Source organism: Streptomyces sp. NBC_01320 (assembly GCF_035974375.1).
Lineage (GTDB): Bacteria > Actinomycetota > Actinomycetes > Streptomycetales > Streptomycetaceae > Streptomyces > Streptomyces yanii.
This window is the reverse complement of sequence record NZ_CP108391.1, coordinates 41,377-65,701: the sequence shown is the minus strand read 5'-3', so window position 1 is coordinate 65,701 and position 24,325 is coordinate 41,377. Positions and strand designations below refer to the sequence as shown.

17 protein-coding genes and 7 pseudogenes are annotated in these 24,325 nt (G+C 67.7%); 9 read left to right on the top strand and 15 right to left on the bottom strand.

What is annotated here, in order from left to right; genetic code table 11:
* Window positions 1-24 precede the first annotated feature (24 nt).
* From OG395_RS55710 to OG395_RS55695, 4 genes are all read right to left on the bottom strand, one after another.
* Window positions 25-1,203, bottom strand: a complete 1,179-nt coding sequence (locus tag OG395_RS55710; RefSeq protein ID WP_327249840.1) for a ParB/RepB/Spo0J family partition protein — start codon at window positions 1,201-1,203, stop codon at window positions 25-27.
* Window positions 1,200-2,441 (bottom strand): ParA family protein, encoded by a 1,242-nt coding sequence (locus OG395_RS55705; protein ID WP_442818817.1) that lies wholly within the window; start codon window positions 2,439-2,441, stop codon window positions 1,200-1,202. The genes OG395_RS55710 and OG395_RS55705 overlap by 4 nt, the downstream gene beginning before the upstream one ends.
* A 333-nt stretch (window positions 2,442-2,774) precedes the next feature.
* Window positions 2,775-3,548: an IS21-like element helper ATPase IstB gene (gene istB, locus OG395_RS55700; protein ID WP_327242966.1), complete on the bottom strand. Its 774-nt coding sequence runs from the start codon at window positions 3,546-3,548 to the stop codon at window positions 2,775-2,777.
* On the bottom strand, window positions 3,545-4,192 hold the full coding sequence (locus OG395_RS55695; RefSeq protein WP_327249839.1) for a Mu transposase domain-containing protein: 648 nt from the start codon (window positions 4,190-4,192) through the stop codon (window positions 3,545-3,547). Before OG395_RS55695 ends, istB begins: the two co-directional genes overlap by 4 nt.
* Window positions 4,193-4,312: 120 nt before the next feature.
* Between OG395_RS55695 and OG395_RS58975 the strand changes: the two are divergent.
* Window positions 4,313-4,405, top strand: a pseudogene (locus OG395_RS58975) (PadR family transcriptional regulator); the annotation flags it as partial.
* 429 nt (window positions 4,406-4,834) lie between these two features.
* On the opposite strand, the gene OG395_RS55690 reads toward OG395_RS58975, so the two are convergent.
* Entirely contained in the window at window positions 4,835-6,100 is a 1,266-nt protein-coding gene (locus OG395_RS55690; RefSeq protein ID WP_327241578.1) for an ISL3 family transposase, read from the bottom strand.
* A 116-nt stretch (window positions 6,101-6,216) separates the two neighbouring features.
* Between OG395_RS55690 and OG395_RS55685 the strand changes: the two genes are divergently transcribed.
* Window positions 6,217-6,384 carry a hypothetical protein gene (locus OG395_RS55685; RefSeq protein WP_327249838.1) on the top strand — a complete coding sequence of 56 codons (168 nt, stop codon included), beginning with the start codon at window positions 6,217-6,219 and terminating at the stop codon, window positions 6,382-6,384.
* A gap of 78 nt (window positions 6,385-6,462) precedes the next feature.
* On the opposite strand, the pseudogene OG395_RS55680 reads toward OG395_RS55685, so the two are convergent.
* Both OG395_RS55680 and OG395_RS55675 read right to left on the bottom strand, forming a co-directional pair.
* Window positions 6,463-7,481 (bottom strand): annotated as a pseudogene (locus OG395_RS55680) (zinc-dependent alcohol dehydrogenase).
* A pseudogene (locus OG395_RS55675) lies at window positions 7,474-7,904 on the bottom strand (tautomerase family protein). The pseudogenes OG395_RS55680 and OG395_RS55675 overlap by 8 nt, the downstream one beginning before the upstream one ends.
* A 99-nt stretch (window positions 7,905-8,003) precedes the next feature.
* Between OG395_RS55675 and OG395_RS55670 the strand changes: the two are divergent.
* Window positions 8,004-8,533 (top strand): annotated as a pseudogene (locus OG395_RS55670) (TetR/AcrR family transcriptional regulator).
* Window positions 8,534-8,612: 79 nt separating this feature from the next.
* Here the strand turns inward: OG395_RS55670 and OG395_RS55665 are convergent.
* Window positions 8,613-9,041: pseudogene (locus OG395_RS55665) on the bottom strand (tautomerase enzyme).
* Window positions 9,042-9,880: 839 nt separating this feature from the next.
* Between OG395_RS55665 and OG395_RS55660 the strand changes: the two are divergent.
* The gene (locus OG395_RS55660) at window positions 9,881-10,813 is read left to right on the top strand and encodes a ParA family protein (RefSeq protein ID WP_327249837.1); all 933 of its coding nucleotides are present in this window, start codon (window positions 9,881-9,883) and stop codon (window positions 10,811-10,813) included.
* Window positions 10,813-11,751, top strand: coding sequence for a hypothetical protein (locus tag OG395_RS55655; protein WP_327249836.1), 939 nt, complete (start codon window positions 10,813-10,815; stop codon window positions 11,749-11,751). The genes OG395_RS55660 and OG395_RS55655 overlap by 1 nt, the downstream gene beginning before the upstream one ends.
* Before the next feature lie 78 nt (window positions 11,752-11,829).
* Here the strand turns inward: OG395_RS55655 and OG395_RS55650 are convergent, their stop codons facing one another.
* Window positions 11,830-12,498, bottom strand: a complete 669-nt coding sequence (locus OG395_RS55650; protein WP_327249835.1) for a hypothetical protein — start codon at window positions 12,496-12,498, stop codon at window positions 11,830-11,832.
* A gap of 53 nt (window positions 12,499-12,551) precedes the next feature.
* A complete protein-coding gene (locus tag OG395_RS55645; RefSeq protein ID WP_327249834.1) occupies window positions 12,552-13,535 on the bottom strand; it encodes a ParA family protein in 984 nt (327 codons plus the stop codon).
* A 288-nt stretch (window positions 13,536-13,823) separates the two neighbouring features.
* Between OG395_RS55645 and OG395_RS55640 the strand changes: the two genes are divergently transcribed.
* Complete coding sequence (locus OG395_RS55640) at window positions 13,824-14,729, top strand: HD domain-containing protein (protein WP_327250145.1); 906 nt, start codon at window positions 13,824-13,826, stop codon at window positions 14,727-14,729.
* A gap of 128 nt (window positions 14,730-14,857) precedes the next feature.
* Here OG395_RS55640 and OG395_RS55635 read toward each other — a convergent pair whose 3' ends face one another.
* The gene (locus tag OG395_RS55635) at window positions 14,858-15,682 is read right to left on the bottom strand and encodes a dienelactone hydrolase family protein (RefSeq protein ID WP_327249833.1); all 825 of its coding nucleotides are present in this window, start codon (window positions 15,680-15,682) and stop codon (window positions 14,858-14,860) included.
* A gap of 100 nt (window positions 15,683-15,782) precedes the next feature.
* On the opposite strand from OG395_RS55635, the gene OG395_RS55630 reads away from it, so the two are divergent.
* Window positions 15,783-16,793, top strand: coding sequence for a GlxA family transcriptional regulator (locus tag OG395_RS55630; RefSeq protein ID WP_327249832.1), 1,011 nt, complete (start codon window positions 15,783-15,785; stop codon window positions 16,791-16,793).
* 406 nt (window positions 16,794-17,199) lie between these two features.
* On the opposite strand, the pseudogene OG395_RS55625 reads toward OG395_RS55630, so the two are convergent.
* The 3 genes and pseudogenes from OG395_RS55625 to OG395_RS55615 form a co-directional block, all read right to left on the bottom strand.
* Window positions 17,200-17,790: pseudogene (locus OG395_RS55625) on the bottom strand (IS256 family transposase); the annotation flags it as partial.
* Between the two features lie 335 nt (window positions 17,791-18,125).
* Window positions 18,126-19,460 (bottom strand): IS110 family transposase, encoded by a 1,335-nt coding sequence (locus OG395_RS55620; RefSeq protein ID WP_327249831.1) that lies wholly within the window; start codon window positions 19,458-19,460, stop codon window positions 18,126-18,128.
* An 83-nt stretch (window positions 19,461-19,543) separates the two neighbouring features.
* Window positions 19,544-19,708, bottom strand: a pseudogene (locus tag OG395_RS55615) (transposase); the annotation flags it as partial.
* A gap of 38 nt (window positions 19,709-19,746) precedes the next feature.
* On the opposite strand from OG395_RS55615, the gene OG395_RS55610 reads away from it, so the two are divergent.
* Window positions 19,747-20,856 carry an IS30 family transposase gene (locus OG395_RS55610; protein WP_327249830.1) on the top strand — a complete coding sequence of 370 codons (1,110 nt, stop codon included), beginning with the start codon at window positions 19,747-19,749 and terminating at the stop codon, window positions 20,854-20,856.
* 779 nt (window positions 20,857-21,635) lie between these two features.
* Here OG395_RS55610 and OG395_RS55605 read toward each other — a convergent pair.
* Entirely contained in the window at window positions 21,636-21,926 is a 291-nt protein-coding gene (locus OG395_RS55605; protein WP_327249829.1) for a hypothetical protein, read from the bottom strand.
* Window positions 21,927-22,110: 184 nt separating this feature from the next.
* On the opposite strand from OG395_RS55605, the gene tap reads away from it, so the two are divergent.
* A complete protein-coding gene (gene tap, locus OG395_RS55600; protein ID WP_327249828.1) occupies window positions 22,111-24,318 on the top strand; it encodes a telomere-associated protein Tap in 2,208 nt (735 codons plus the stop codon).
* Window positions 24,319-24,325: the final 7 nt, after the last annotated feature.

Genomic DNA, 24,325 nt, shown 5'->3' with positions numbered 1-24,325 from the left:
CAACGGGGCCGTTGTCTGGCGCTGCTACATGTCGCTGTTGAGGTGCTCGACGAGCGCCTGCCGGTACTTGGGCGAAGCCGCGGCCCTGAGGTCAGCGGCTGCAGCCTCCGGGCTGCCAACCATCTCGAGGTAACGGCCGATCGCAAGGCGCCGCTGCTCCTCGTTGAGCTTCCAGAAGACGATCTCCATTGCTGCCGCCCCGTCGTGCCACGGCATCTTCACCGGCGGCCGAGCCAGGGGATCAACGCGCTTCTCGGATACATCGGCATCGTCGGCTGCGCTGGGCTGGACGCGTGGCTCGGGCAGTACTGGTGTGGTGACGCCGGTCTGCTCGAGAGCAGCTGGCCGGGGTTCGGCACTCTGGGACTGGGGGGCGCCGTTTATTACGCCGTAATGAGATCGGTCCGCCTGATCTGTTTCCGCAGGCTTGTCGGCGGGCTGCTTGTGGCTGGCAGCCTTCCTCTTCTCGGCGCGGGCCTTCTTCTCAGCAGCCTCCTGGGCTTCCATCTCCTTCAGGCGCCGCAGGTGAGTTTCCTGCTCCTCGGCCTTCTTCTTGCCGACCCGGCGGAGCAGTGCTGCAGATTCCTCGCCTGACTGCAGCTTCTCCTTCAGCTCGGGTGTCAGCGTCAGGAGGGCGAGGCGCTGTGATACCCATCCCTGGGAACGGTGCAGTCGCGTCGCGAGAGCTTCCTGGGTGCCGTGCACCTTGAGGAGCTGGTCAAGGGCCTTGGCCTCATCGAGGTGGTCGAGATCCTGGCGGTGAATGTTGGCGACGAGGGCCGATTCCAGTATTTCGTCGGGGTTGCTGCCGAGGTCGTCGTCGAGCATGACCTTGATCTCGGTGAGGCCGGCTTCCCGTGATGCGGCGAGGCGGGAGTTGCCGTCGATAACGACGTACTTGGTGTCCTGCTCGAGGTCGTCTTCGCGTCCGGGGTTGCCTTCGAGGTAGGCGAACCGGCCCATGATGCTGATCGCGGTCTTCTGGCCGTGGTCGCGGAGGCTGGCGCTGAGGTCGGTCAGGTCACCGAGCTCGGACCGCGGGTTGTCCGGGTTCAGGCTGATCAGGTCAACGGGCAATTTGACGGGGGGCGGTGCTCCTTCCGTCGGGGCACTGGTGTTGGCGTTGATGGCGGCGCGGCGTGCGCTGATGGTCTGCGTCTGTCCGAACGACGCACCAGCGCCGAGCTTGGCTGCCTTGCTCATGAGATCTCCCGGGCCAGGGCCCGCATTCCGACGGACTGGTCACAGCGGGGCGAGTACGCCAGCAGAGGCTGCTTTACGCGCACGGCCTCCTTCTGCTCCTTCAGGTCTCCGATGACTCCGACTACTCGGGGATCCTTTATGTCCATCCATGATCCGAGGGATGAGGTGGCGATGTATCCGCGTCGGGCGTCGTAGTGGTTCACGACGATGCCGAGGTAGTCGAGTTCGAGGTGCATGTCGTTGCGTAGGTCCTCGATCTGCGAGGTGAGGAGTCCGTACGCGTCGGCGGAACTGTCCTCGGCTTGGACAACGACCAGTACACCGGAGTTGCCGGGTGCCTCTCCGGGTCGGCGGCGCCCGTAGTACGCGGCGGCGTCCATGCTCAGGCCGAGGCTGGGCGGGCAGTCGATGAGGACTGCGTCGTACTCGTCCTCGACAGCGGACAGTGCTCTTTCCAGTGCGGCCTCTCGGGCGCGGACACCGGAGAGCTTGACGTCCAGGAGGAACGCGTCGGTGCACGCGGGCAGGAGGTGCAGGCGGTCACCGAACCGGGGGTCTTCTATCGGCACGATGAGGTCACGCAGTTGGCCCTTGGATTCGCCCGCCATGTGCTTGGTGAGGCTGTCGCCCTCGAGTGGCAGAGGTTCCTGGCCAAGCTGCTTGGTGAGGTGGCACTGGGGGTCGAAGTCGACCAGGAGCACCCTCAGGCCGAGGCCCGGCAGGTCCTCGTAGTCGAGGGGCGAGTCAGTGTCGTCCTCGGACAGGGCGGCCGCGAAGTGCTTGGAGATCCGCACGGGGTGGAGTTGGTTGGAGTCTTCGGCCAGGGCCTCACCTGTGCCGGCGGTGATGGCGGTCTTGCCGACGCCGCCCTTCTGGTTGCAGACGACGACCCGCTTGGGGTGCTCGGGTCGCACCACGGTGGGAGCCGGATTGGTCTCAAGCCACATCTGCACCGACTGCGCGAGGCCTTGGATGATGGAGACTCCGCGGGAGGCACAGTCGCCACGGAACCTGTCCCACTGGCCCGAAGGGAGGAAGGTGGAGAAGGACTTGGCGCCTGACGTGTCGATGGGGGCGAGGTTGGACCCGAGCCCGAGCCAGGCCTCGATGCCGGCCTCGACGGCGTGCTGAATGTCGATGCCGTGCTGGGCGGCCCGGATCTTCAGGTCCAGCTGTAGTGCGGCGGGGATCTTGGAGACGACCTTCTCGCGGTCGCCACCTGGAGATGACAAACTCATGCCAGGTACCTTACTAACGTTCGCGATCAGATGCGGCATCAACACGGTAGCTTTGCCAAGTATTACGCCGTAATATCCACCCGCTCCGTGAGCATGCCCGCCGCGTAATGACGTGTGTCCTGCCCCCGGCGAAGTCTGGGCAGCCCCAGTACTCTCTGGGCCCTGAGAGGCCCTGGACCCGGCAGGGCGCCCGAATTTCGAGCTGCTCCAGCGCCGGATGGGTGCGGTGAACGCGCACCGTGCCACCCATCCGACACGGGAGACCCCTGTTGTCGGCGTACGGGCTGTAGTGCAGAGGTATGTACGGGCTGATGCGCAGAGCTTGAGACCGTGTCAGCTGACGGCGGTGACGCCGCCTTCGATGGCGGTGAGGCGGTTCTTCAGCCGGTAGCTGGCGCCGTTGATCGCGAGGATCTCGCAGTGGTGGAGGAGGCGGTCAATGATGGCGGTGGCCAGGACGTCGTCGCCGAAGACCTGCCCCCACTCGCTGAAACTTTTGTTCGATGTCAGCAAGGTGGAGCCCTTTTCGTAGCGCTTGGAGAGCATCTGGAAGACGAGGTTCGCCTCGTCACGCTCCAGCGGGAGGTATCCAACCTCGTCGACCACGAGGACGCCTGGCCGCAGGTAGGTGCGGAGTTTGCTGGCCAGGCGGCCGATGGAGTCGGCGGCTTTGAGCTGGCGGACCATGTCGTCGAGGGTGGTGAAGTAGATCGTGTAGCCGGCCCGGCAGGCGGCGACCGCCAGGGCGACCGCGAGGTGTGTTTTCCCTACTCCCGGCGGGCCCAGCAGAGCAACGTTGGCCTTGGCCTCGACGAACGCGAGGGTGGCCAGGTCCTTGACCTTCCTGGGGTCGAGTTCGGGCTGGTAGGAGAAGTCGTACTCCTCGATCGTCTTGTAGTGCGGCAGCCGGGAAAGCCGCAGGGCATGACGGAAGCGGCGCTCTTCATGGACGGCGAGTTCTTCTTCCAGGACGAGGTCGAGGAAGTCGAGGTAGGCCATCTGACTGGCATCGGCCCGGCCGACGTACTCGGCCAGCGACTGGGTCAGGTGAGGCAGGCCGAGCTTGGTGGCGGTGGTGCGGATCCGGGCGGTGACCAGCTCGCTCAACGCATGTCCTTGGGGTCGATGGGGGCGGGGGTGAAGGGGCGAGTGCCGGTGATCTGGTCGTAGAGCGCCAGCGGCCGGGTGCCGACGTGGACTTGTGCGGCCCGGGCCCGGGTCAGCAGGGAGACAAGCCCGCCGGGCTCGGTGTCCGTGCGGGCCGGCCTGGCTGCGGGGGTGCCGGGATCGGTGGTGGTGGCGCGGGTATGTCCGTCGGGCAGGCACTGCCAGTGGGCCTCGTCCACGATGCGGGCGCCGCGGCCGACCGCGCGTGGGTGGACAGCCAGCAGCGTGATGCCCTGCGCGTCGGGCACCGTGGAATGCAGTGCGACCGTGGCCGCCGACGCCCTGACCTCGACCAACTGCCGGTGGCGGACCTTGACGGCGGGCACCGAGTACAAGTTGGCGTCGAAAGCGACCAGGCAGTCCTTGGCCACGTGCCGCAGAAACCGGTCGGCGACAACGTAGGGGCGAGCGGGCACCGGCCGCAGCGCGGCATGATCCCGCCCGGCCCGCACGCCGATCACTTCGCCGTGGGTGCGGTGGGTGCGGGCCCGGCGCTGGGGGACCCAGGCCATGAACGCCCCGTCCAGATCGTCCAGGCCCGAGAAGGCCCGGCCGGCCAGCACATGATCACGGACGATGGTCACCTGACGCTCGAGAGAGGTGCGGCAAGGAGGAGGTCACCTTCGAGTGGCTCTCCACTCATCGCCTGCCGGTGTCCGTCGAGCTGAACCCGGGGTTCGAGAGCGCGGCCACCGGCGACCGGGCTGGCGCTCCTGGATGAGGCGCCACGCCATGGCTATGAGGCGATCCGCCTCCTGGAGGAGAGTTTCCTGTGCGTGTACTTCACCGAGCGCGGCATCGAAGAACTGCAGAGCTGACGCGGCGAAGAGCGTCATGTCCTCCCACGCGCAGATCCTCGGGCTTACCGGGGAGGGATTCCGGAAACCATGTCCCGGAAATCTCCAGGGGTTGCAGGCCAGAGGCTTGCCCACACTGATCTGGAACAGGACACCAAGTATTACGCCGTAATATCACCCCGCTCCGTGAGCCTGCCCGGCCGAGAAGTGAGATGCACGGCGGAACGACAAGCTGATGTCACAGGGCGGTACGCAACGGCGGACGTACCCCGTATGAGCCCCTCAGCCGTGTGGACTGGGCTCTGCCGGTGTACGGCTGAGTGACTGTACGTCACTCGTCCTGCGTCGACGACGGGTGGATAGAACCCTTGGGGAAACTGGGCTGTGCCGTGAACTCCCCAATTGGGGCTCTCCTGCCGCATGAGTGGGTCACTCTGTGGCGGGTTGGCGTCCGGGGAGGGTGGGGCGGGGGCCGGCGAGGGTGAGCATGACGAGGGCGATGATGGCGTCGGCGCTGTGGAAGCCGAAGCCGCGTCGGATGATGAGCCGGGTCTTGGTGTTGGTGGACTCGATCAGCCCGTTGGACAGGCCGGTGGCCAGCGCGGAGCGGATGGCCTCGTAGCGCCGCATGATCTTGCGCTGGAGGTCGACGAAGACGTCGATGCGGCAGCGGCGGGCCCAGCCGATCCACCGGTCCAGGGCCCGCAGGGCGGCGGTGGGGCGGGACTTGGCCAGGGCGAACACGGCCCGCAGGGCCTCCTTCAGGCGCCAGGCCCGGTGCAGGCGCGGATCGGTGGCGGCGATCCAGGTGAGCTTGGCGGCCTGTCGGTCGGTCAGATCGTCGGCGTTCTTCCACAGCGCGAAGCGGGAGTCCTTCAGCGCCCGGGCCCTGTCGCGGTCGCCGAGCTCGCGGCGGGCCCGGTTCCACGAGGCCCGGCGCTCGGCGTCCAGCGCCTCGGTGGCCCAGGCGACGACGTGGAAGGGGTCCATCACCCGTATCGCGCCGGGGGCCCGATCGAGGAGGACCTCGGCGATCCAGCCGGCGCCGTCGGCGGAGATGTGCGTGAGGGTGCGGGCCCGTTCAGCGCCGAGAGCGTCGAAGAAGCGGTGCAGGACGTCCTTGCCGTGCCCGTCGCTCATCCACACCACGCGGGCGGTGTCGTGGTCGACGACCACGGTCATGTACTTCTGCCCCTTGCGGTAGCTGATCTCGTCGATGCCGATCCGCCACAGGCGGGCCAGCCGGTCGACGGCCCGGTCGCGGTCGGCGACCACCCGCTCCACGATCGCCCCGACCGTGCGCCAGGAAGTCCGCATCAACTGTGCGGTCGCGCTCTTGGAGCACTCGGCGGCCATCCAGGCGGCCTGCTGATCGAAGGCGTAGGTGTGTCCGGCAGCGTGACGAGCCCAGGGCACCGCCGTCACCGTCACTCCGTGCCGGCGGCAGTCCACCCGCGGCGCGTCGGCCTCCAGGAAGACCCGCATCACGCCGTGGTCGAGGTCCCGCCACCGACGTCGGCCCCGCCCGGCGTCGAACCAGGGCGCCGGGCGCCGGCACCGGCCGCACCGCTGCCGACGTCTCGTGTCAGGCCGTACCGACACGACCACACACTGTTCGTTCTCGTCGATCCGGACGCCCTCGACCACCGTGTGTTCGGCCGTCAGCGTCCGCTTCCATATCCTGAAGAAAGACACGCCGTTTCTCTGCTTGATCAAACTTGAGCCTAGACACCTCAAGGATCACAGGAAGCGGCGTGTTTCACGTATCAGCCCAGGTCACAGCACCCACACATGCGGCAGGAGAGCCCCAATTGGGGAGCCCGACCTCGATGCCGCTCTACGGGCAGATTCCGGTGTGTCAAGGATGCGCGTACCGCGCCTGCCTGGACGCGGCCGTGGCCGGCGCGTTGGCAGCAGAGGACCGGTACACGCTGCTGATCTGCCTAACCAGGCAGGATGACGCCCTCGGTATCAAGTGATACGGCAGAGGTATTCATCCTGCTGGTCCGAGCCCCGCCGACGACGGGCGTGTGTGGCCGCGGGCCGCGGTTCGGTCGTCAGCGTGCGGCCTGGGGCGGGGTGTTGTCGAGGACGAAGACGGGCTTGAGGTGCCTCTCGGGCAGGGCATCGGGGAGTTGTTCCCAGTCGAAGACGTGGGAGACGACGCGTTCGGGTGCGACCGTGCCCGAGAGGGCGAGGTCGAGGGCGTCGGGGATGCGGGCGCGTACGTTGTCGCGGGCGATGCGCAGGGTGACGCCGGTGAGGTACATGTCGAGGAGCGGCAGTTCGCCGGGCCGGAAGTGGTTACCGGCAGACTCGCAGACGCCCTCGGGAGCGAGGGACCTGACGGCGAGGTCGAGCTGGTCGACGCGGCTGGTGGCCTCGACGGCGAGGTCGAAACCGTGCGGGACAGGGGCGATCGCCTCAGCGGTGCGTGCGCCGTAGCTCTCGGCGAGGGAGCGGTGTTCAGGGTCGGGGTCGACGTACAGGACGTCGGAGGCACCAAGGGCGCGGGCTATGTCGCACACCTACAGGCCGATGCTGCCTCGGGCGAAGACCAGGACGCGCGCACCCGGCCGGGCCTTCAGGTGGGGTGCGACCAGGCGTCAGGACAGGGACCAGTTGTCGCTGGCCGAGGCCATGGTGACCGGGTCGAGGCCGGTCGGCAGCGGGACCAGCATGGCGTCCGCGTACGGTACGCGGACGAGGTCGGAGAGGGGCCCGCCCCAGTCGCCGCCAATCGGCGCCCCGTACATGGCCATGTACGGCACCGACGAGCAGTGGACGGTGAGCCGTCGCGGCAGTTGGCGCAGGTGCCGCAGTTGATCGCCCACGGCACCACGACCAGGTTGCCGGGAGCGACGCCGGTCACCGCGTCACCGACGTGGGCCACGCACTCGTGGCCGAGCGCGAGCGGCGGTTCTATGAAGCCGTGCCCGGCGAGGATCGAGGAGTCCACGTCGCAGGAGGTCGCGGCCACCGGCGCGACGATCGCCTCCTGATCGGACTGGACCTTGGGGTCGGGAACCTCGCGCCACTCGACGGTGCGGCGTGCGACGTAGGTCAGTTCACGCATCGGCCTGGTGGCCCTTCGCCAGGGCCACCAGGCCGGCGTAGCGGACGACGGAGCCGCCCGCGCCCCAGGTGCCATCGGGCTGCTCGTGCACCAGCACTCATACGCGTAGCGCCTCGGCCGAGGGCAGTCCAGCAGCCGTGAGTACGGTGGCGTGGCCTCCTCGATCAGGCCGGCCTTGCGCCGCTCGGACAGTGTCCCCTGGGGCACCGTCACCTCCACGAGAAAGCGGGGCGCCTCGTTCTCGGCGGTCGTCTGGGCGTCCGCTGGCAGCTCGATGAGGTAGCTCCAGGCCTGGGCGCGGAAGAACTCCGTGTCGGGCGCACCTTCCCAGTGCAGCAGCACAGCGGAAAGTTCGCGCTGGATCGTCGCGCGCCGCTGGTTGCTGAGGGCACCGGCTGGGGCGGTCAATCGATTCACGGGCATGGCAGGTCCTATGACGGCCGTTATATTCAGAGGGAAAGTGTGCAGGTACCCAAGAGCAGCACGCCGCCGCGCGAGCGGATCGTGGCCTGCGCCGCGGACATGATCAGCCGGCGCGAGCTGAGCGCGACGAGCATTCGGGAGATGGCCAGCACGCCAAGGCGCCGCTCGGTTCGACGTACCACTACTTCTCGGAGGGTAAGCAGCAGCTGGCCACCGAGGCGGTCCGCTACACGGGCGAGTGGGTCGCGCGGAGTCTGCGCAAGGAGCTTGAGGCGGGACCGGCCGCGGGCGTGAGGGCGTTCTTGGACCTCTGGCGGAGGATTGTCGTCGAGAGCGACTTCAACGCCGGCTGCCCCGTCCTGGCCGTGGCCATCGAGGAGCCCCCGGCCGACGAGATCCCGCCCGCCCTGGCGGCCGCCGCCGAGGTCTTCGAACAGTGGGAGGGCCTCCTCGCCGACTCGCTGCGGGAGTACGGCGCCGACGCCGAGCAGGCTGCGCAGCTCGCGACACTGATCGTCGCGGCCGTCGAGGGCACGGTGGCCATGTGCCGCGTCAAGCGCAGCACGCAGCTCCTCGACCACGCCGCCGAACAGCTCCAGGCCCTCATCTCCGCCGCGACCAGGGGCTGACCGGGGCGACAGGGCCCGCGCAGAACGCGCCTGGCCCGGGCGTCCGCCCTATTTGATCGGGGGACGCCCCGACCCTGGGTCACGCGCAGAGCGCGGCGCGGATCGCCTTGACCTTCTCCTCGGTGAACACGCCGCTCTCGAGGAGGGGGAGGATGGACAGCACGCCGCCGCTCGAACCTCAGCTGCCCTCGTCGATCACGCGGAAGTTGACCCACCAGGTCGGCGACGGCTGGGCGAGACCGCAGGCGTCGGCCATCGCGGCCAGGACGCGCTCGATGACCTCGGTCCGGACCTCCTGCCGCCACTCCCCGCCCATCACCGCCACGTCGATGACCATGATGTCGAGGTCCCGACCGGCGTCCGCAAGGAGCCGTCCGCCGATGGCCATCATGTCGGGCTCACGCTCGACGAAGTGCACCTGGAACCCGACCCGCGCGGCCGGGGCGAACTGTCCGACCTCGGGCACGAGGACCGCGTCTGTCAGCGTCATCGTCGGGTTGCCCCTCATCGGCAGCCGGTCGTCCGCGCTGTAGGCGCCCTTGGCGGGGCCGTGCGTCAGCCAGGTCGGGTCCAGGCGGGAGACACCCGCTTCCCTGGCCGCGCCGATCACGGCCGCCGACGCGCGCGTGCAGAGGCCGTCCGCGCGCACCTAATTGCCTCTAGACCGCGGTCCAGTTCAGGCCGCTGGAGCGGATGCTCTCGTCCGCGATCTCCTTGTCGGCGTAGATCGACCGCAGAAGCGTGCGGTAGATCAGCTTCATCAACCGTTTGGAGTCCTCGGCGCCGTTTCGGTGGCAGGGAAAACGGCTGTACGGCTCCCTGACGGCCTACCAGGAGCGGCGGCACTGCGTCATATCGACTACTTCGAGATCGGGCGCGTAAGGTGCCATTCTATGGGTCGCTTTTCAACGGCTTCGCGCGCAACTTCCGATTTAACCCAATGCATCGTTCCGTCTCATCACCGTTCGACTGGTCTCGATGAAGCCTGACGACACGACGTGGTTGCTCGTCTCGCTGAAGGCCGACCCGGCGTCCCGAGCACGGGGTGCCTCTCGATTCCGTGCCGGTGATGGCGACAATCGCCGGCATGGCTATCTCTCCGTCATCCCGGCTGATCGCAGCAGCGGCCCCGGAACGGCAGCGCCTCTCGGTGTCGGGATGGCTCTCGCTCAACCTTGCGGACTTGCTCGGCTGGCGATGCACTTGGGAGAACTGGGCCGTGCCTCAAACTCCCCAATTGGGGAGTTCCTCTGGTATTGGTCCATGGACCGAGGGCGGTGTGCCAGGATGCCGGTTGCGGCGCCACTCCGGACGCGGCAAGAGGGGTACGCAAGGAGGCCGGTTCCGGTGCTCAACGATCCCGTGGAACTGATCGACCCGCCAACGAACAGCGTCATCGTCGGCACTGGCAAAGGTGGCGTGGGCAAGAGCACCATCGCCGCACATCTGGCGGCAGCCTCGGCAGCAGAGGGTCGGCGCACCCTGCTGATCTGCGTGACGAGCCAAGACGATGACGATCTCGGCATCAAGAGGTTCGGTAAGGGCATTCACCCGGATGGCCCGTCAGTCATAAACGGCCAAGGCTTGTATCGCTCCGTCTATGAGCGGATCCCGCTGCTGCCTGTACGTGAAGTGCGCCCCAACCTTGACGTGGTGCCAGGCGGTGAAGCAGTCGGCGAGCTGATCCAGCTGCTGATGCACCGGATGATGACCGAAGGCGCCGGCGTCGCCCTCGCCCTGACGCGCTCACTGGCGCCGATCTCCGGCTGGTACGACCAGATCGTCATCGACAGCGCCCCGGAGAACGACTCCCTGGAACAGCTGGCCATCGCCGCGGCCCGCGTTCTGGTGGTGCCCACGCGTTCGGATGATTCCTCCATTTTGGGCATGGAGCGCATCAGCCGGAACTTCAAGATGGTGCGCCGTCAGATCAACCCGCACCTGCGGGTGGGAGGCGCCTTCCTCTACGCCTCGAACCCGACTGCCACGTCAATGCACGCCGAGGTGAAGGAAGACATCCGGGAAGTCCTTGGCAGCTCGACCCCGATCCTCTCCACCGTGGTCGGCTATCGGGAAAAGCCCGCCCGGAACGCACGCAAAAAGGGTCTGCTGTTCTCGGAGTACGCCGAACTCCTCCCCACGAGCGCCCGCGGCTACGACGTAGCTGCCGGCCGCGCGAAGGTCGCGGACGTCGTACCGGAGGCCATCGTCGGCCTGGCGGATGACATGCGGTCCTTGACCACCGAAATCTATGAGCACTGTAGGAAGGCAACGGCCTGATGGGCGACCTGTTCAGCGACGACGAGCCGGGAAAGGCGCAGACCGTAGGCACCGGACTCATGGGAGGTGGCTATCCTGCCGTAGTCCGGGACGCCAGTGTCGTCATCAAGGCGCCCGTCGGCACCACCCTGGAGTCGATCCCACTCCCCCGCCCGCCCGCCGGCGACGGCGAACTTACGCTCCAGGAGCAGCAGACCTTCGAGGCGTGCAAAGCAGGCGTCGACAATCTCCACAAGGCCTTCTGGATTGCTGGCAAGTCCCTGGAAACGATGAAGACCGGCAACCTTCATCGCAACTCTGGGGTTCCGAACTTCGCCGAATACGTCTGGATCAACTGGGAGATCTCCGAGTCCCACGCTCAGCGGCTGATGTCCGAGTGGCGGATAGGAGAAACTCTTGCAGGCCTGGGGTGGCGTCCGCGGGAATCCCAGGTCCGGGAACTGACTCCCGTGGCCAAGAGCCACGGCGAGGATGCCGCAGTAGCGGTCTACGACGCCCTGGCACGGGCGGGAGCACGCGTAACGAGCAGTGCCCTGAAGGACGTGGTGAGCCGGCTGCCCGCCAGTTCTTCAGGCCAGTCTCCCGCAGATGTTGCCCGCGTGGTCCGTAACATCCTTGAGCCCGCGCCACTGGCCCAGGCGACCGAGTCCAGCAACGGAGCGGTGGACGGCGGCGGCGAGCCGGGCCGGTCCGCCGAGCCGGCGGACGCGACCGAGGGGCAGGCCGACAGGACGCCCGACCCGACCGAATCGGAGGACGTTCGCCGGCTCATGCAGACACTCGGCCATCTCAAAGACGCTGCGAAGGGCATCAGCCGCCCGGTGGTGCGGCGCGCGATCGACGAGCACCCAGAGGCCGCAATGCTGATGGTGGCGGAGATCGCGGCCGCGCTCGGCAAGATCGAGCGGGTGATCGCTATGCGGAAGACAACTCGCTGACAGCACACAGCAGAAGAAGGGGGTGGCCTGCTTGCGGGGTCGCTCCCCTTTCGTTGTGGCCGCGCGCCGACCGCTTCTTCACGCCTGGTTGTGCCCTCGCTTGCGGGGACCGTCGGGCAAGTCCGGCAAGAATGCGTCCAGAACACTGTTGAGAAAGTCAGACCGGTTCGGGAACGCGTACGCCGCAGCGAGAGCGTCGATGACCGCGAGTTCGCGGGTGGATGGTCGGAAGCTCTGCTGACGGCTGTCCTTGACCGATCCTCGTGCCGTGCGCCGGGCAGGCACATCACCGAACAGCCCGTCCGGGTCGAGATCTTCCTCCTGGACGGGCTGGCGACGGTGGCGCAGTTCCTCGCGCAGGGCCGCAAACAGGTCCTGGCTCTTGGCGTGGAGAACAGCGCGACGCACCACCACAGCGTTCGTGGGCTCGTGGCTGGTCTTCAGCTTCTGCGTGAGCTGGTAATGCGCGAACCGCTTACGCACGTCGGAGCTGACCATGATCGTGCACTGGCCTGCCTCCTGCCCCCTCTCCCCCGTTGGCATCCTGACTTCGACGACGACCGCCGATTCCGTACGCCGCGCGTTGTCCGGTTCGGCACGTGCGGGCAGAGTTGGCTCGGGATCTGCGTGGGTGGGTGCCAACGGTGCGGGAGCGGCCTCGGTGGCGGGCGGATCCGGGATGGGGGCCCGTCGGCGGTTGGGCTGCGGGCTGAAGGCGGTGCCAGCCGCTGCAGCGAAGGCCTCCAAGCCGTCATCATCGGGAAGGCCGCCCCGTTTCGAGGGCGTGCTGGTCACGTCGCTCATGCCGCTTCGCTTTCCGTTCGGGTGCCGCGGTCAAGCGCGGTCTTCGCCTGCATGATCTCGATGGCCAGTGACTGGTAGTCCCCTGCCAGCGCCTTCATGGACCGTCGGACACTGGGTTCGATCGCGGTACTGCTCCGCATCTCGTGGGCAACCCGTCCGGCCACTCGGCAGGCGACGGCCGCTGCCTCGACGTGGCGGATTGTCTGGGCAAAAACAGGAGCCGCGCCATTAAGGTCTTCCTCCAACTGCTCCTTGATCTTGGTCTGGACGTTCGTCGCGCTGGCATTGGTGCCGAAGATGACGACACCCAGCAAGCGGAGCATGGGGTTGAGAGCGCGGGCTTGGCCGAAGCGTCGGGCCACGGTACGCAGTCCCTTGCGTGAGGACGGGTCGGACTTGGAGGGGACCAGCACGAAGTCCCCTGCAGTGAGGGCCTGGAGTTGCAGGGGTTCCGAGCCGGGTGCTACATCGAGGACGATCACGTCGTAGACGTCGCGGACAGCATCGATTGCCGCGGTGTACATACCCATCCATGCGGACTGGTCCTCAGGGCTTTCGCAACGTGAGGCGAGACGCCGCTGGCAGTACAACTCTTCGATGACGTCCTCGAGGACAGCTCCGCCCGGCACGACAAACAGCCCCGGGCGTGCCTCGCCGGTCGGGGTGAGCGGCTTGCCATCGAGGATGGCGGCGGCCTGAGCTACGCCGTCATCTGCGAGTACGGTTCCGGTGGTTCCGAGGTCCTCGCCGTTGTTGCCCTGCTCGTCCATTTCGATGAGCAGGACTCGCAGCCCGATAGCAGCCCAGGCGGCGGCCAGGGCTGCGGACAGGGAGCTTTTGCCGACTCCGCCCTTGCCGTTGACGACCACGAAGACCTTGGTCTGATGCACGCCTTCCGCCACGAGTTGAAGGCGGCGCTGTAGTGCGCGTTTCACCTCGGTCAGACCAATGGCCTGGAGCGAGACGACATCGGTGGGCACAGAGATCACCTCCAGTCACAAAATGGACATCATGTGATCATCGACGGTATGGGGGGTGCGAGGTCCGGCGCATAGGACACGCGAGTCGAGAAGCGCGGCGGTGCGGCCATCCACCCGGCTGGCCGCACCGTCCAACATCGCAACCGCCGACATAATGCGAACGACACCGAACACGACTTCTGGGGCAACTCGTAGCGATACGACTAGCACGCTATATAGCGGCCTTAACGACTCCCCAATTGGGGAGTTGCTCAACGTGGCCTACACGGCTGGCGGAAGCCCGACCGCATCGCGACTGCGCCCCACCGCACCCCTGCCGCTTCGGTGGTGGCGTTCTGGGCCGGACTGCATGACCTGGGGAAGATCACACCGCCGTTCCAGGCGCAGGTGTCCGAGCTTTTCGCAGGGTTATGCAGCGATCCGGTCTACCGGTTTGCCCGCGGCGCGATGGGGGAGCAGGTGTTCCGGCATGAGAAGGCGACGCACTGGGCGTTGGTCGAATTGTTCGAGGAGGCCGGTTATCCGGGGGACCGGCGGCTGCTGCGACGGTCGGTGAGTCATCAGACGGCGCAGTTGCTGGGTGGGCACCATGACGCGTTCGGCGAGGTTTTGAAGCCGGGGCAGTTGGGGTGTGCGAGTGCGTATCAGCCTGGCCTGGGGGAGGAGGGGTGGGCTGCGCAGCGGCGGGTTCATTTCGCTGAGTTGCGGCGCGTGACCTGCGCTGCGGCTGTTCCGCAGCGGGGGCTGCCGGCCGAACTCAGTGTGGGTGTCGGGTTTGGTGGTGGTGGGGGACTGGTTGGCCAGTCGGGTGGAGGCGATTACGCCGTTCGGAGGGCTGGCGAGGGACACCTGCGGATCTTGATGTGCATTGGGCGCGGGCAGTGGCACCTGGTCTCGTGCGTGCTGCCTGCCCGGCTCGGCCGGGCACGGTTCGATACGGGCGCGTTCGAGGCGATGTTCCCGTTCGCACCGAACAGGCTGCAGAGGGATCTCGTGGAGAACCTGCCGGGTCTGGTCGCGCAGCGTGGGCCAGGTCTGTTGCTGTTGGCCGCACCGACAGCAGCCGAGTCGTCGTGGGGCGTCGGGCGGTCAACCGATGGAAGCCACAAGCGGCAGAAGTTTGAAAGCCACACCCGACACCCCTGGGTGGGCCAACCATACGAAGGGCTCGCCCAGTCCTGGAGAAGAACGTAGGGAAGTCTGAGCGGCCTGCGCCACTCGCGGCGCCGAGGGCGGTCACGAGTGCCCCCAGGTCGACGGCCAGATCGCATCGGGAAGCGGCGGCGGTCCGTCGCATCACCAGGTGTCGGAGTGCCAAGGGCTCATTCCGGCCGCGCTCCGAGCCGCTCGGCCAGGAAGGCGATGATCTCGTTCCGGGCCTGCATGGTGGGGTGACCGTCCTGGTCGACGAGGTGTGCCGTGACGACGCTGTGGGCGCAACCGACGACATCACGGAAGAAAGGCGGAGGGTTCGTGTTCGCCGCCTCGGCTTTGAGTACGCGGCTGTCGAATGCGTCCCCGAGCAGTGCTCGGTAAGCCGCGAACCGCTGGCCAGTGCACCACCTGTCGTTGTCGAAGCGGTAGGCGAGAACCTTCAATCCGTCTCGCGCTACGCGTTCAGCCACGGCAGCAGCGTCTTCGTCGCTGATCTCCAGGCCGCCGGGGTCGTCCAGCGGAAGCGACGGATGGTTGACCACTGGTGCGATGACAGCGGGTTCGAGCGCCATGGTCAAGGCGAAGTTGCCGGTAAAACACAGACCGACGGCGCCGACGCCAGGCCCGCCACGCTCGGCGTGCGCCAGGCGAGCGAGGCCGCGCAGCCATGTGACGACGGGGCTGGTGCCGCCACCGGCAAACGCTCGGAACTCGGCGCTGACGCACGCGCGTCGAACGATGGTCTCCCGTGCCTCGGTGACCGGATAGGCACCGTCGACGCCGAAAAGAGAGGGCAAGTACACGCAGAAGCCGGCATCGCGCACCCAACGCGCGAACCGCGCGACGTCGGGGCTGATACCCGGCATCTCGGGCATGAGGATGACTGCCGGTCCTGACCCGGCAACGTACACGGTCTTGCCGACGTCATCGACGCTGACGGCTCTCCGTGAGAAGTCGTCCAAGGGGTCGCTCTGACCTCGCGTGATTGTCATGACCGAGATGATGACGAGTGGCCGCCCTCCCTGAGAAGCGGCGGCATCGCCACGTATCCCGGTAATATCGCCACCCGTTCAAAGGTGCTGGAGGGGCCGCATGAGTCCGCTGCGCATTGGTGTGCTGGCCTATCCTGGCTGCTTTGCGTCGGAGGTATTCGGAGTCCCCGACCTCCTGACCATGGCAACTCACGTTGCCGCGGCGCAAGGGTCGGTCCAGCCGGCCTACGAGGTGTCGGTCGTCTCGCCCCGGCGGCGTGTGATGGCGTCCGGCGGCTCGGTCCTCGACGTCTCGGCGGTTCGCCCCGTAGACGTCCTGATCGTGCCGGGCTTCGAGCTTTCGCCCACGCTCGATCTCGACGCGGCACTCGCAAACCTGGGACCGGAAGTAGCGTCGATTCGATCGCAGGCGGCCTCGGGGGCCGCTGTCGTATCGATCTGCGTGGGCGCCTTCCTGGTCGCTGAAGCCGGGCTGCTCGGCGGGCGCGAAGCGACCACGTCCTGGTTGTTCGTGGATCGCTTCGCCCGCCGGTACGCCGACGTGCGCCTCCGCCCGGAGAGCTTGGTCGTGACCGACCGGGGCGTGACGACCACAGCGGCCTTCAGTGCCATGTACGACTTCGCGCTGCAGTTCATCCGCGAGCACGACGGCCCCCGTGTCGCCCGTAGCACCGCGCGTATCGCGCTTGTCGACGATGCACGTTCCACGCAGGCTCCCTATGTCGACTCCGCTCTCATACCCACTGTGGGCAGGGACTTCTCGCTCAGCGTCAAGCGGTGGCTCGACCAGAACCTCAGTGCTCGCTATGACCTGCCCACCCTCGCCCAGGAGTTCCACGTAAGCACGAGAACCATGCTCCGTCGCTTCGGCGACGAAGCCGGCGAGACGCCGCTCGCGTACCTGCAGACGGTCCGGGTACGTCGCGCCAGACACCTTCTGGAGACGACTGACAGGACCATCGCAAGCATCGCCGCCGATGTCGGGTACCGCGACCCCGGGACGTTCAGCGGCATCTTTGCCAGACACATGGGCCAGCGGCCGAGGGAGTACCGCGCGGTATTCCATTGCCGCGGCGACCACCACGGGTCAACCCGACGAACGGAGACGTGACACCCGCCCGCGACGCAACAAACCCTCAAGGCCGGGCCAAGCACGGTTGCAGTACTAGCTCGCGAGCCGTGGCCCGCTTGAGCCGGATGCATCGTGAGGTGCACGTCCGGTTCTGAGGGGGGTGCGGCGCAGTAATGCGCCGCACCTACCCGACCACATTTGCTGTAGGTTCTCACTTCCGATGTCATGCGCCGACGCTATGACCTGGACGTTCCCCTCCAGTCTCACGACGTGTCGGCAGGCGACTGTCTCAGATCGGTGTCATTTCCTCAGACTGTCTGGCCGGCTGCGCCGGACCTCATGAGCCTGCATCGGCGGCCGTCCGTTCCATCCACTCACGCACCTTCACTGCTTGCTTGTCAATCGGGTCTGTAAAGTTAACGGTGGTTCTGGAGTTGTTAGTGGGTCAGCGGCGGGCGGCGGAGAGCCGCCCGTCGAAGGTGATCTCGAAGGCGTTGAGTGCGGCCTTCCATCGCTGTGACCAGCGTTTGCGACCCTGCCCCGTCGGGTCCAGGCTCATGACGGCCATGTAGACGCACTTGATCGCTGCCTGCTCGTTCGGGAAATGTCCGCGGGAGCGGACGGCCTTGCGGATGCGCGCGTTGACCGACTCGATGGCGTTCGTCGTGCACACAACTCGCCTTATTTCGGTGTCGAATTGGAGAAATGGCACGAACTCGGCCCAGGCGTTCTCCCACAGCCTCACGATCGCTGGATACTTCCCGCCCCAGACGTCACTGAACTCCAGGAACCGTTCCGTGGCGGCGTCCTCGGTCGGGGCCGTGTAGACCGGCTTGAGCGCCTTCGAGATCTTGTCCCAGTCCTGCCGGGCCGCGTAACGGAACGACGCCCGCAGCAGGTGAACGACACAAGTCTGCGTGATCGCCTGCGGCCAGACCGCCCCGATCGCGTCCGGGAGACCCTTGAGGCCGTCGCAGACGACCATGCAGACGTCTTCGGTGCCGCGGTTCTTGATCTCGGTCAGCACCTGGAGCCAGCTGTTCTGGAGAGCTTGTCAAGTCCCTTGCGGGCATGGCGAATCGGCCCGCCGAGCAAGGCAGGTTGTCGATCTTCGGTATAGGTAGATCATGCGGTGCGGACGACGTTCCCGGGCGGCGCCTACTCATGTAGTCGCAGTCGTGCTGCAGGCTGTTGTGCGCGCTCGCGGTGGCGGGACCGGCCGGACGTCTTGCTGGCTGCGCGGTCCCAAGGACGGGCCGCTGATACTTGACGACGTCATTCCGGCCGGTGCCGCCCGCGCCTCGCGAGCAGGCTCGCGAGGAGTCCTGGTAGCCCCGGTGAGCTGCGGCTATCGTGGCCGCGCGGGGCCGGTCACGTCGTGCGGGTCACCTGTGCGGAGGCCGTGACGGGCCGGTTCCGTGCCCGGCCGGCGGTGACGGCCGCAGTCCAGCGCTCGGCGTCGTAGGGCTGTTGGGAGCGCATCAGCGCGAACGTGAGGCGGTGCACGCGGTGGGCGGTGGCAATGGACGCCACCATGGGTTTCTTCCCTGCCTCGCGCAGACGCTGCTTGTAGGCGGCGAAGTCTGGATGGTGCTGGGCGACGCACACGCCGAGGGTGATGACCGCCTGACGCAGCTCGACCGAGCCGATCTTGTTGATCCTGGCCGACCCGCGGTGTCCGGCGGATTCGTAGCTGGTGGGGGCGAGTCCGGCGTATCGCCATGCCGCGTCCGCGCTGCTGAACCGGTGCGGATCACCGAGCGCGGCACCGTAATAGGAGGCCGTCACGGGGCCGACCCCGGGGACAGACAGCAGGACACCGGCCGGGGTGTGTTGTAGCAGGCCGGCCAGTTCCCGGTCGGCCGCACCGAGGTCTGCAAGCAGGGTCTCGTACTCGGCCATCTCGCCGGTCAGCAGACGGGCGGCGATCGCACGGTCGGCCTCGGGCACGCACATCGCCTCGCGTGCAGCGGTGATGACCTGGGACGCTTTCGGTCGCAGCATTCGCCTGCCATGGTCCGCCGCGTGCCCGACCAGGGCCGTGACGTCGAGGGCGGCGATGCGTCCCGGATCGGGCAGGGTGGCCAGGAGCATGCGCAGGGTCGGAGACTCCAGTCCGGTGGTGAAGCAGCCGGTCAGGCCGGGGACAGCGGTGTCCGCGAGGGCGTGGATCTGAGCGCACAGCGCCTTCGCGGCGTGCAGTTTGCGCCGACGATGGGCCACCCAGGCCCGCTGTTCGGCCGTGGCCTCTTCACTTGCGCGCAGCGGCCAGCCCTGCCCGCGCACGAGCAGCTCGATCATGGCCATGCAGTCCCGTAAATCAGTCTTGACCCGAGCCTGGCCCATCTGCCCCCGAGCCAGCTTGACCTGGTACGGGTTCAGCTCGACGACGTCGAATCCCCGGTCGCGCAGGTGGGCGGCGAGTGCCCGGTGGTAATGGCCCGCGGCTTCGATCCCGATCCGGACGCTGGCCGCGTCACTGTGGTGGACCGCCGAACGGACGGCCTGTTCAAGGGCTGTGGCCCCCGGCAGGGTCAGTGCGAAGTCGACCGGGTCACCGAAGATCTGCCCGCAGTGATCAGCGATCAGGCCCATCGCGCTGTGTTTGCCGACATCCACGGCAACGACCAGGCACTTCCTCTGCGGAAGGTCCCGCACTCGGGCCATGTACTCGGCCTGCGACCGGCCACCGACAAATTCCGTCATCACACGCCTCCTCAGGTTCTCGGGGACGACATCCGCCACCCCCTCCGCAGGGGGGCGTCTCCCCAACCCGAGGCCTACTATGAGTACTTGGCGCCCTCGCCGCCGTCGCCGGCCCACAGCCCGAGGATCTCGCGGGTACCCTCGACGGTGACCGCCAGGACCACGTAGATCGGCCTGTTGGCCACCTTCCCGTCGCGCAGCTTCACGTGCACGCAGTCAATGAACAGGACCGGGTAAACCGGGCGGTTTCCATCGGTGGTTGCGACCCATGGAAGGAGTCCGTCCCGTGCCGAAGTATCCGCCGAACCGTCTGCCGCTGTCGGTGCCGAAGGAGTACTTCGAACTGCGTAGAGGTGGCCTGAAAGGGGCAGCCGCTGCCCGCCGAGTGGGCGTATCCACCAGCGCGGGCTCGCTGTGGTTCATCAAAGCTGGACGCATGCTCCTGCCCGACAAGCCCATCGACGACCGCTACCTCACCCAGGACGACCGCATCACGATCGCCGAAGGGCTGCTCGCCGGCCGTACGGTCCCACAAATCTCCGAGGAGATCGGAAAGCACCGTTCCACCGTCTACCGGGAGATCTCCCGCGGCCGGGGCGCCGAGGGCCGCTACAACCCGTGGCGGTCCCACAACCAGGCCATCCTGCGCCGGGCCCGCCCGAAACCGGAGAAACTCCGGGCCAGCCCCGAGCTGCGCAACCTCGTCAACGACAAGCTGAAGCAGCACTGGTCGCCGCAGCAGATCACCCGTCACCTCGCCCGGACCAGCCCCGGCCTGCCTGAAATGAACGCCTGCCCGGAGACCATCTACCGCGCCCTCTACAACGGGCTGCTGGACAAGCGCACCGCCCGGCTGCGTACTCGGCGCACCCGCCGCAAGAAGCAGCGCCGCGGCATACCCTCCAAGAACGCCATCCCGAACATGCGACCGGTCCACACCCGCCCCCGGGAGGCCGAGGACCGGCAGCGTGCCGGCCACTGGGAGGGCGACCTGCTCGTCGGCAAGGGCCAGGGGTCCGCGATTGGCACACTGGTCGACCGCGCCAGCCGCTACGTCCGGCTCATCCACCTGCCAGGCGGCTGGAAAGCTCCGCAGGTCCGCGATGCGCTCGTCGCCCAGACCGCCGACGCCGGATACCGGGGCCTGGCCAAACGGTTTCCCGGCCAGGTCCAGGCGCCGCCGAAGAAGCCCGCCAAGGACGCGTCGGCCGCGGAGGTGACCGTCTGGGAGGAGGCCCGCAAGAAGCAATCCTCGGAGCGGATATGCGTCGAGCACGCCAACGCCGAGCACAAGCAGTGGAGGCCCCTCCAGCGGTACCTCGGCCGCCGTGAGTACTACACCGAGACCCATCTGGCCATCGCCGGCCTCGTCTCCGACCGCACCGCAGAGCGGTAATCACCCATCAGCCAACCCGCCAGGCCAACACGCCCCAACCTCAGTCGCGCACGACACCGTTAGAGGTTCTGGATCTCTGATGTGCCCGGGGCGGCGTTCGCTCGGGCAGGACGTGTGTGGTCCGGTCGGTGCCGTGGTGACCCCTACGACACCTCCGACCGTGCGAGGTCTGTGGAAAGACCGGTGGCGCTGGGTGCCGGCCGGTCCTCGCACGTTCTGCCCTCACAGGTCCGTCGGGTTCGGGATCCTCGGTGGATGAGCTGCCGCCCGGTGAAGCGTTTCTCCTCACGAGCTTGAGGTGTCTTTCTCCGCGATAGCCGGAGGAAGAGGCTTTGTGTTCTGACGGCCGACGCGGCCTGCTCGCTCTGTCGTTCGTCCCTTCGCTCCACCTCCTGCGTGCAGGCCTCCCCGCCTTTGGCCCCTCGCCCGCCGGCCCGACCTGCCGTTTCTCGGCCCGGCTGCTCGCCCGGCCTGCCGCGTTCGGCAGCGCACGGCGCGCGGCGCGGTGCAGACCCGTTCGCGCGCTCGCCTGTCACACTGATAGCGGCCCCGCCGCGTCCCCCGTCGGCGGGGCTCTTGCCTGCCGCGTGCGGGCGCTGGCCGCAGAACGCAAATTGGCCCCGCTGGTGGGGCCGATTCGTCTGGTGTCAGATGCGGTTGTGGGCGACGTCGTTGAAGCGGCGCAGCAGGTTCAGGCGGATGCTGGTGTGCTCGCTGTTCAGGGCGGCAATGGTGACAGGGTCGGCCGTCCGGTCACGGGCGAGCGCGGCCCACGCCGTTCACTCCGGAGCGCGGGCCTCCTTCCACCGCTGGGCGGTGGCATCGTCCATGGTGTAGAAGAACTCGGTCTTGTACTGCGGGCTGGGGCTCAGCTGCTCACCCACGTCATGGGCCAGTGACGCCCGTGAGCCGATGCTGGCCACGACCTTGCCGTTCTCCGGGACCACCGGGCACTGCGACGCGTGGACGCTGAGACGGGCCTGGCGTCCGGTGAAGCGCGTGAGTTCGGCGAGCAGGAACGGGGCCTCCGGCACAGTCAGGGAAGGCGGGGCGGTGGCGTGAGAGAACACCACCGCACCCTAATCGGGCGCAGCAGCGCGCGCCGGTCACTCTTGTCGCCTTGCTGTTGTGGGACGGGGGGATACGGGCGCAGCATCGAGAGGCAGTCCGGCGTAGCCGTGCATGCGTACGTATATTGAGCGCTGAAAGTGCGCATAATGTGCGGTAGCCGCTATGCTGGAGGGAGGAGGTGTCATGTCTGAGTTGTTTGACGCGGTCGACGCGTTGATCGCGTCCGCGTCTCCACTGCCCGCGCCCGCCGAACGGGAACGGTTGCGCAAAGCGCACGGTTTGACGCAGGAGCAGGTGGCCAACGCATTGAAGGTCCGCCGTGCGACGGTGGTGTCCTGGGAGAACGGGAAGACGGACCCGCGCCCGCCCCAGCGCGAGGCATACGCACGCCTGCTGGCCCAGCTTGCCGAGCTTTACCCGGCCGCCACCGCAGAGTCCGCATCCGACGCGACCCCCGTGCCGCCCCCCACGGCATCGGTGCCGCGGGTGCCCGGCGCGCCCGAGGCCACCTTCGAACCCGCCCCCGTGGCTTCGCGGGCCCTGGCGTCGTCCAACTACCGGAAGACCCCAGTGCGATCAGCGCCCCCGGCGGCACCTCCCGCGATACGGCGTCCCGCCCTTAAGAAGACCGCGCCCCGTTCCTCTTCCGCCGCGTTGACTGACCCGCGGTTCGCGCACGGTCCGCTCGGTGTGCTGGACGGCGACGGCTCGCTGTACTGCGTCGGCGGACTGGTCCTGGACTGTCTCGCCACAACGATTCCCGCGCTGGTCGACTGGACGCTGACCGAAGCGCACCTGGGTGCGCCGCGCCTGCACCCGTTCGGCAAGGATGCCGACCCTCTGATCGTTCTGACCGGCGCGGCCGCCGAACTGCTCGGTCTGCCCGAGCGTCTGGAGGACCGGCGCGGCCTGCGGCTGCCCGAGGACCACAAGGTCGTCAAGCAGATCACCAAGGCGAACTGGAAGCTGACCCGGCGTGACTTCGGCCCCTGGGCGCGGATCTACCGCCCCGCCACCGGCGGGCACCGCCAGTGTGTGCAGTTCGCGGTCCTGCCCTGGGGTGCACTCGACGCCCGCTCCTGGGGGCACACCGATCAGCTGGACCCCGCCGGTATCGCCGATGTACTCGGCACGTACGCGATGCGGGTCATCACCCCCCGCGGCTCCACCGCCGTTTCCGGCCTGGAGACGATGACCGCGCTGCGCCCGCCGACCCGCGCTGTACGGAACGAGGACACCGGCAGCTGGGTGTCCGGGCCGCTGCCTGGCTCGCTCACCTACCCGGTTGACCCGGCGCCGGTGGAAGCCCCGGACGAGCACCCGGCCGTTGCTGCTCTCTACCCGCGCACCCATCAACGCACTCCGGGGGAGGTCCTGGACGAGGAGGCGTACGAGTGGACGCGTGACCCGCAACTGCTCACGGACGCTGAGTGCACCCGCAGCTTCGCGGTCGGTATCGACGTGAACACGGCGTTCCTCGCCGCCGCGAACCGGCTCGTCGTCGGTCTGGGCGCACCGGTCCATGTAACCCGGCCGGTGTTCGACAAGAAGACGCCGGGCAGCTGGCTCGTCGATCTGTCCGGCATCGAGCTGGACCCGCGCCTGCCCAGTCCGTTCACTCCGCACGGCACCCGCCCCGAGGGGCCGGCCTGGTACGCGACACCGACCGTCGCCTACGCCGCCGAACTCATCGACACCTACCAGCTGCCAGTCACATTGCGGCCGCTGGAAGCGTGGGTCCGCACGGAGTCCGGCGCGTATCTGGATCCCTGGTACAAGCACCTGGCCGAGGCGTACAAGCAGACGATGGCCGACCTTGGCGTCGTCACCGGCATGACCGAAGCAGAGTTCCTGACTGCCATGGAGACCCACAAGCAGACCGATCCCCGCATGGCCGCGGTCCTGTCCGCGATCAAGTCCACCGTCAAGGGCGGCATCGGCAAGCTGCGCGAGCGCCCCCAGGGAACCGGGTACAAGTTCGGCGAGCGGTGGCCGGCGCTGGAGCGCCCCACGTGGCGCCCCGACATCCGTGCCGCCGTCATCTCCGCCGCCCGCGTCAACATGCACCGCAAACTGCTGAAGACGGCGCTGGCCACCCAGCAGGCTCCGGCCCCTACCGGGCACGTGATGCTCGGCGAGGACGCGCTGCTGCCGATCGCGATCCTGTCGGACTGCGCCGTCTACCTCTCCGACGGTCCCTCCCCGCTGGACGTCCTGCCGCACACCGCCGACGGGAAGCCGGCCCCGGGCACGTTCCGGCTCGGCGTCAGCCCCGGCATGGTCAAGCACGAGGGCACCCAGGAACTCTTGTGGGCCGTTCAGATGCTCGACGAAGGTCACAACCCCGCCCGGCACGTCAAGGGCACCGACGCCGCGATCGACGGAGAGTAGGAGCACT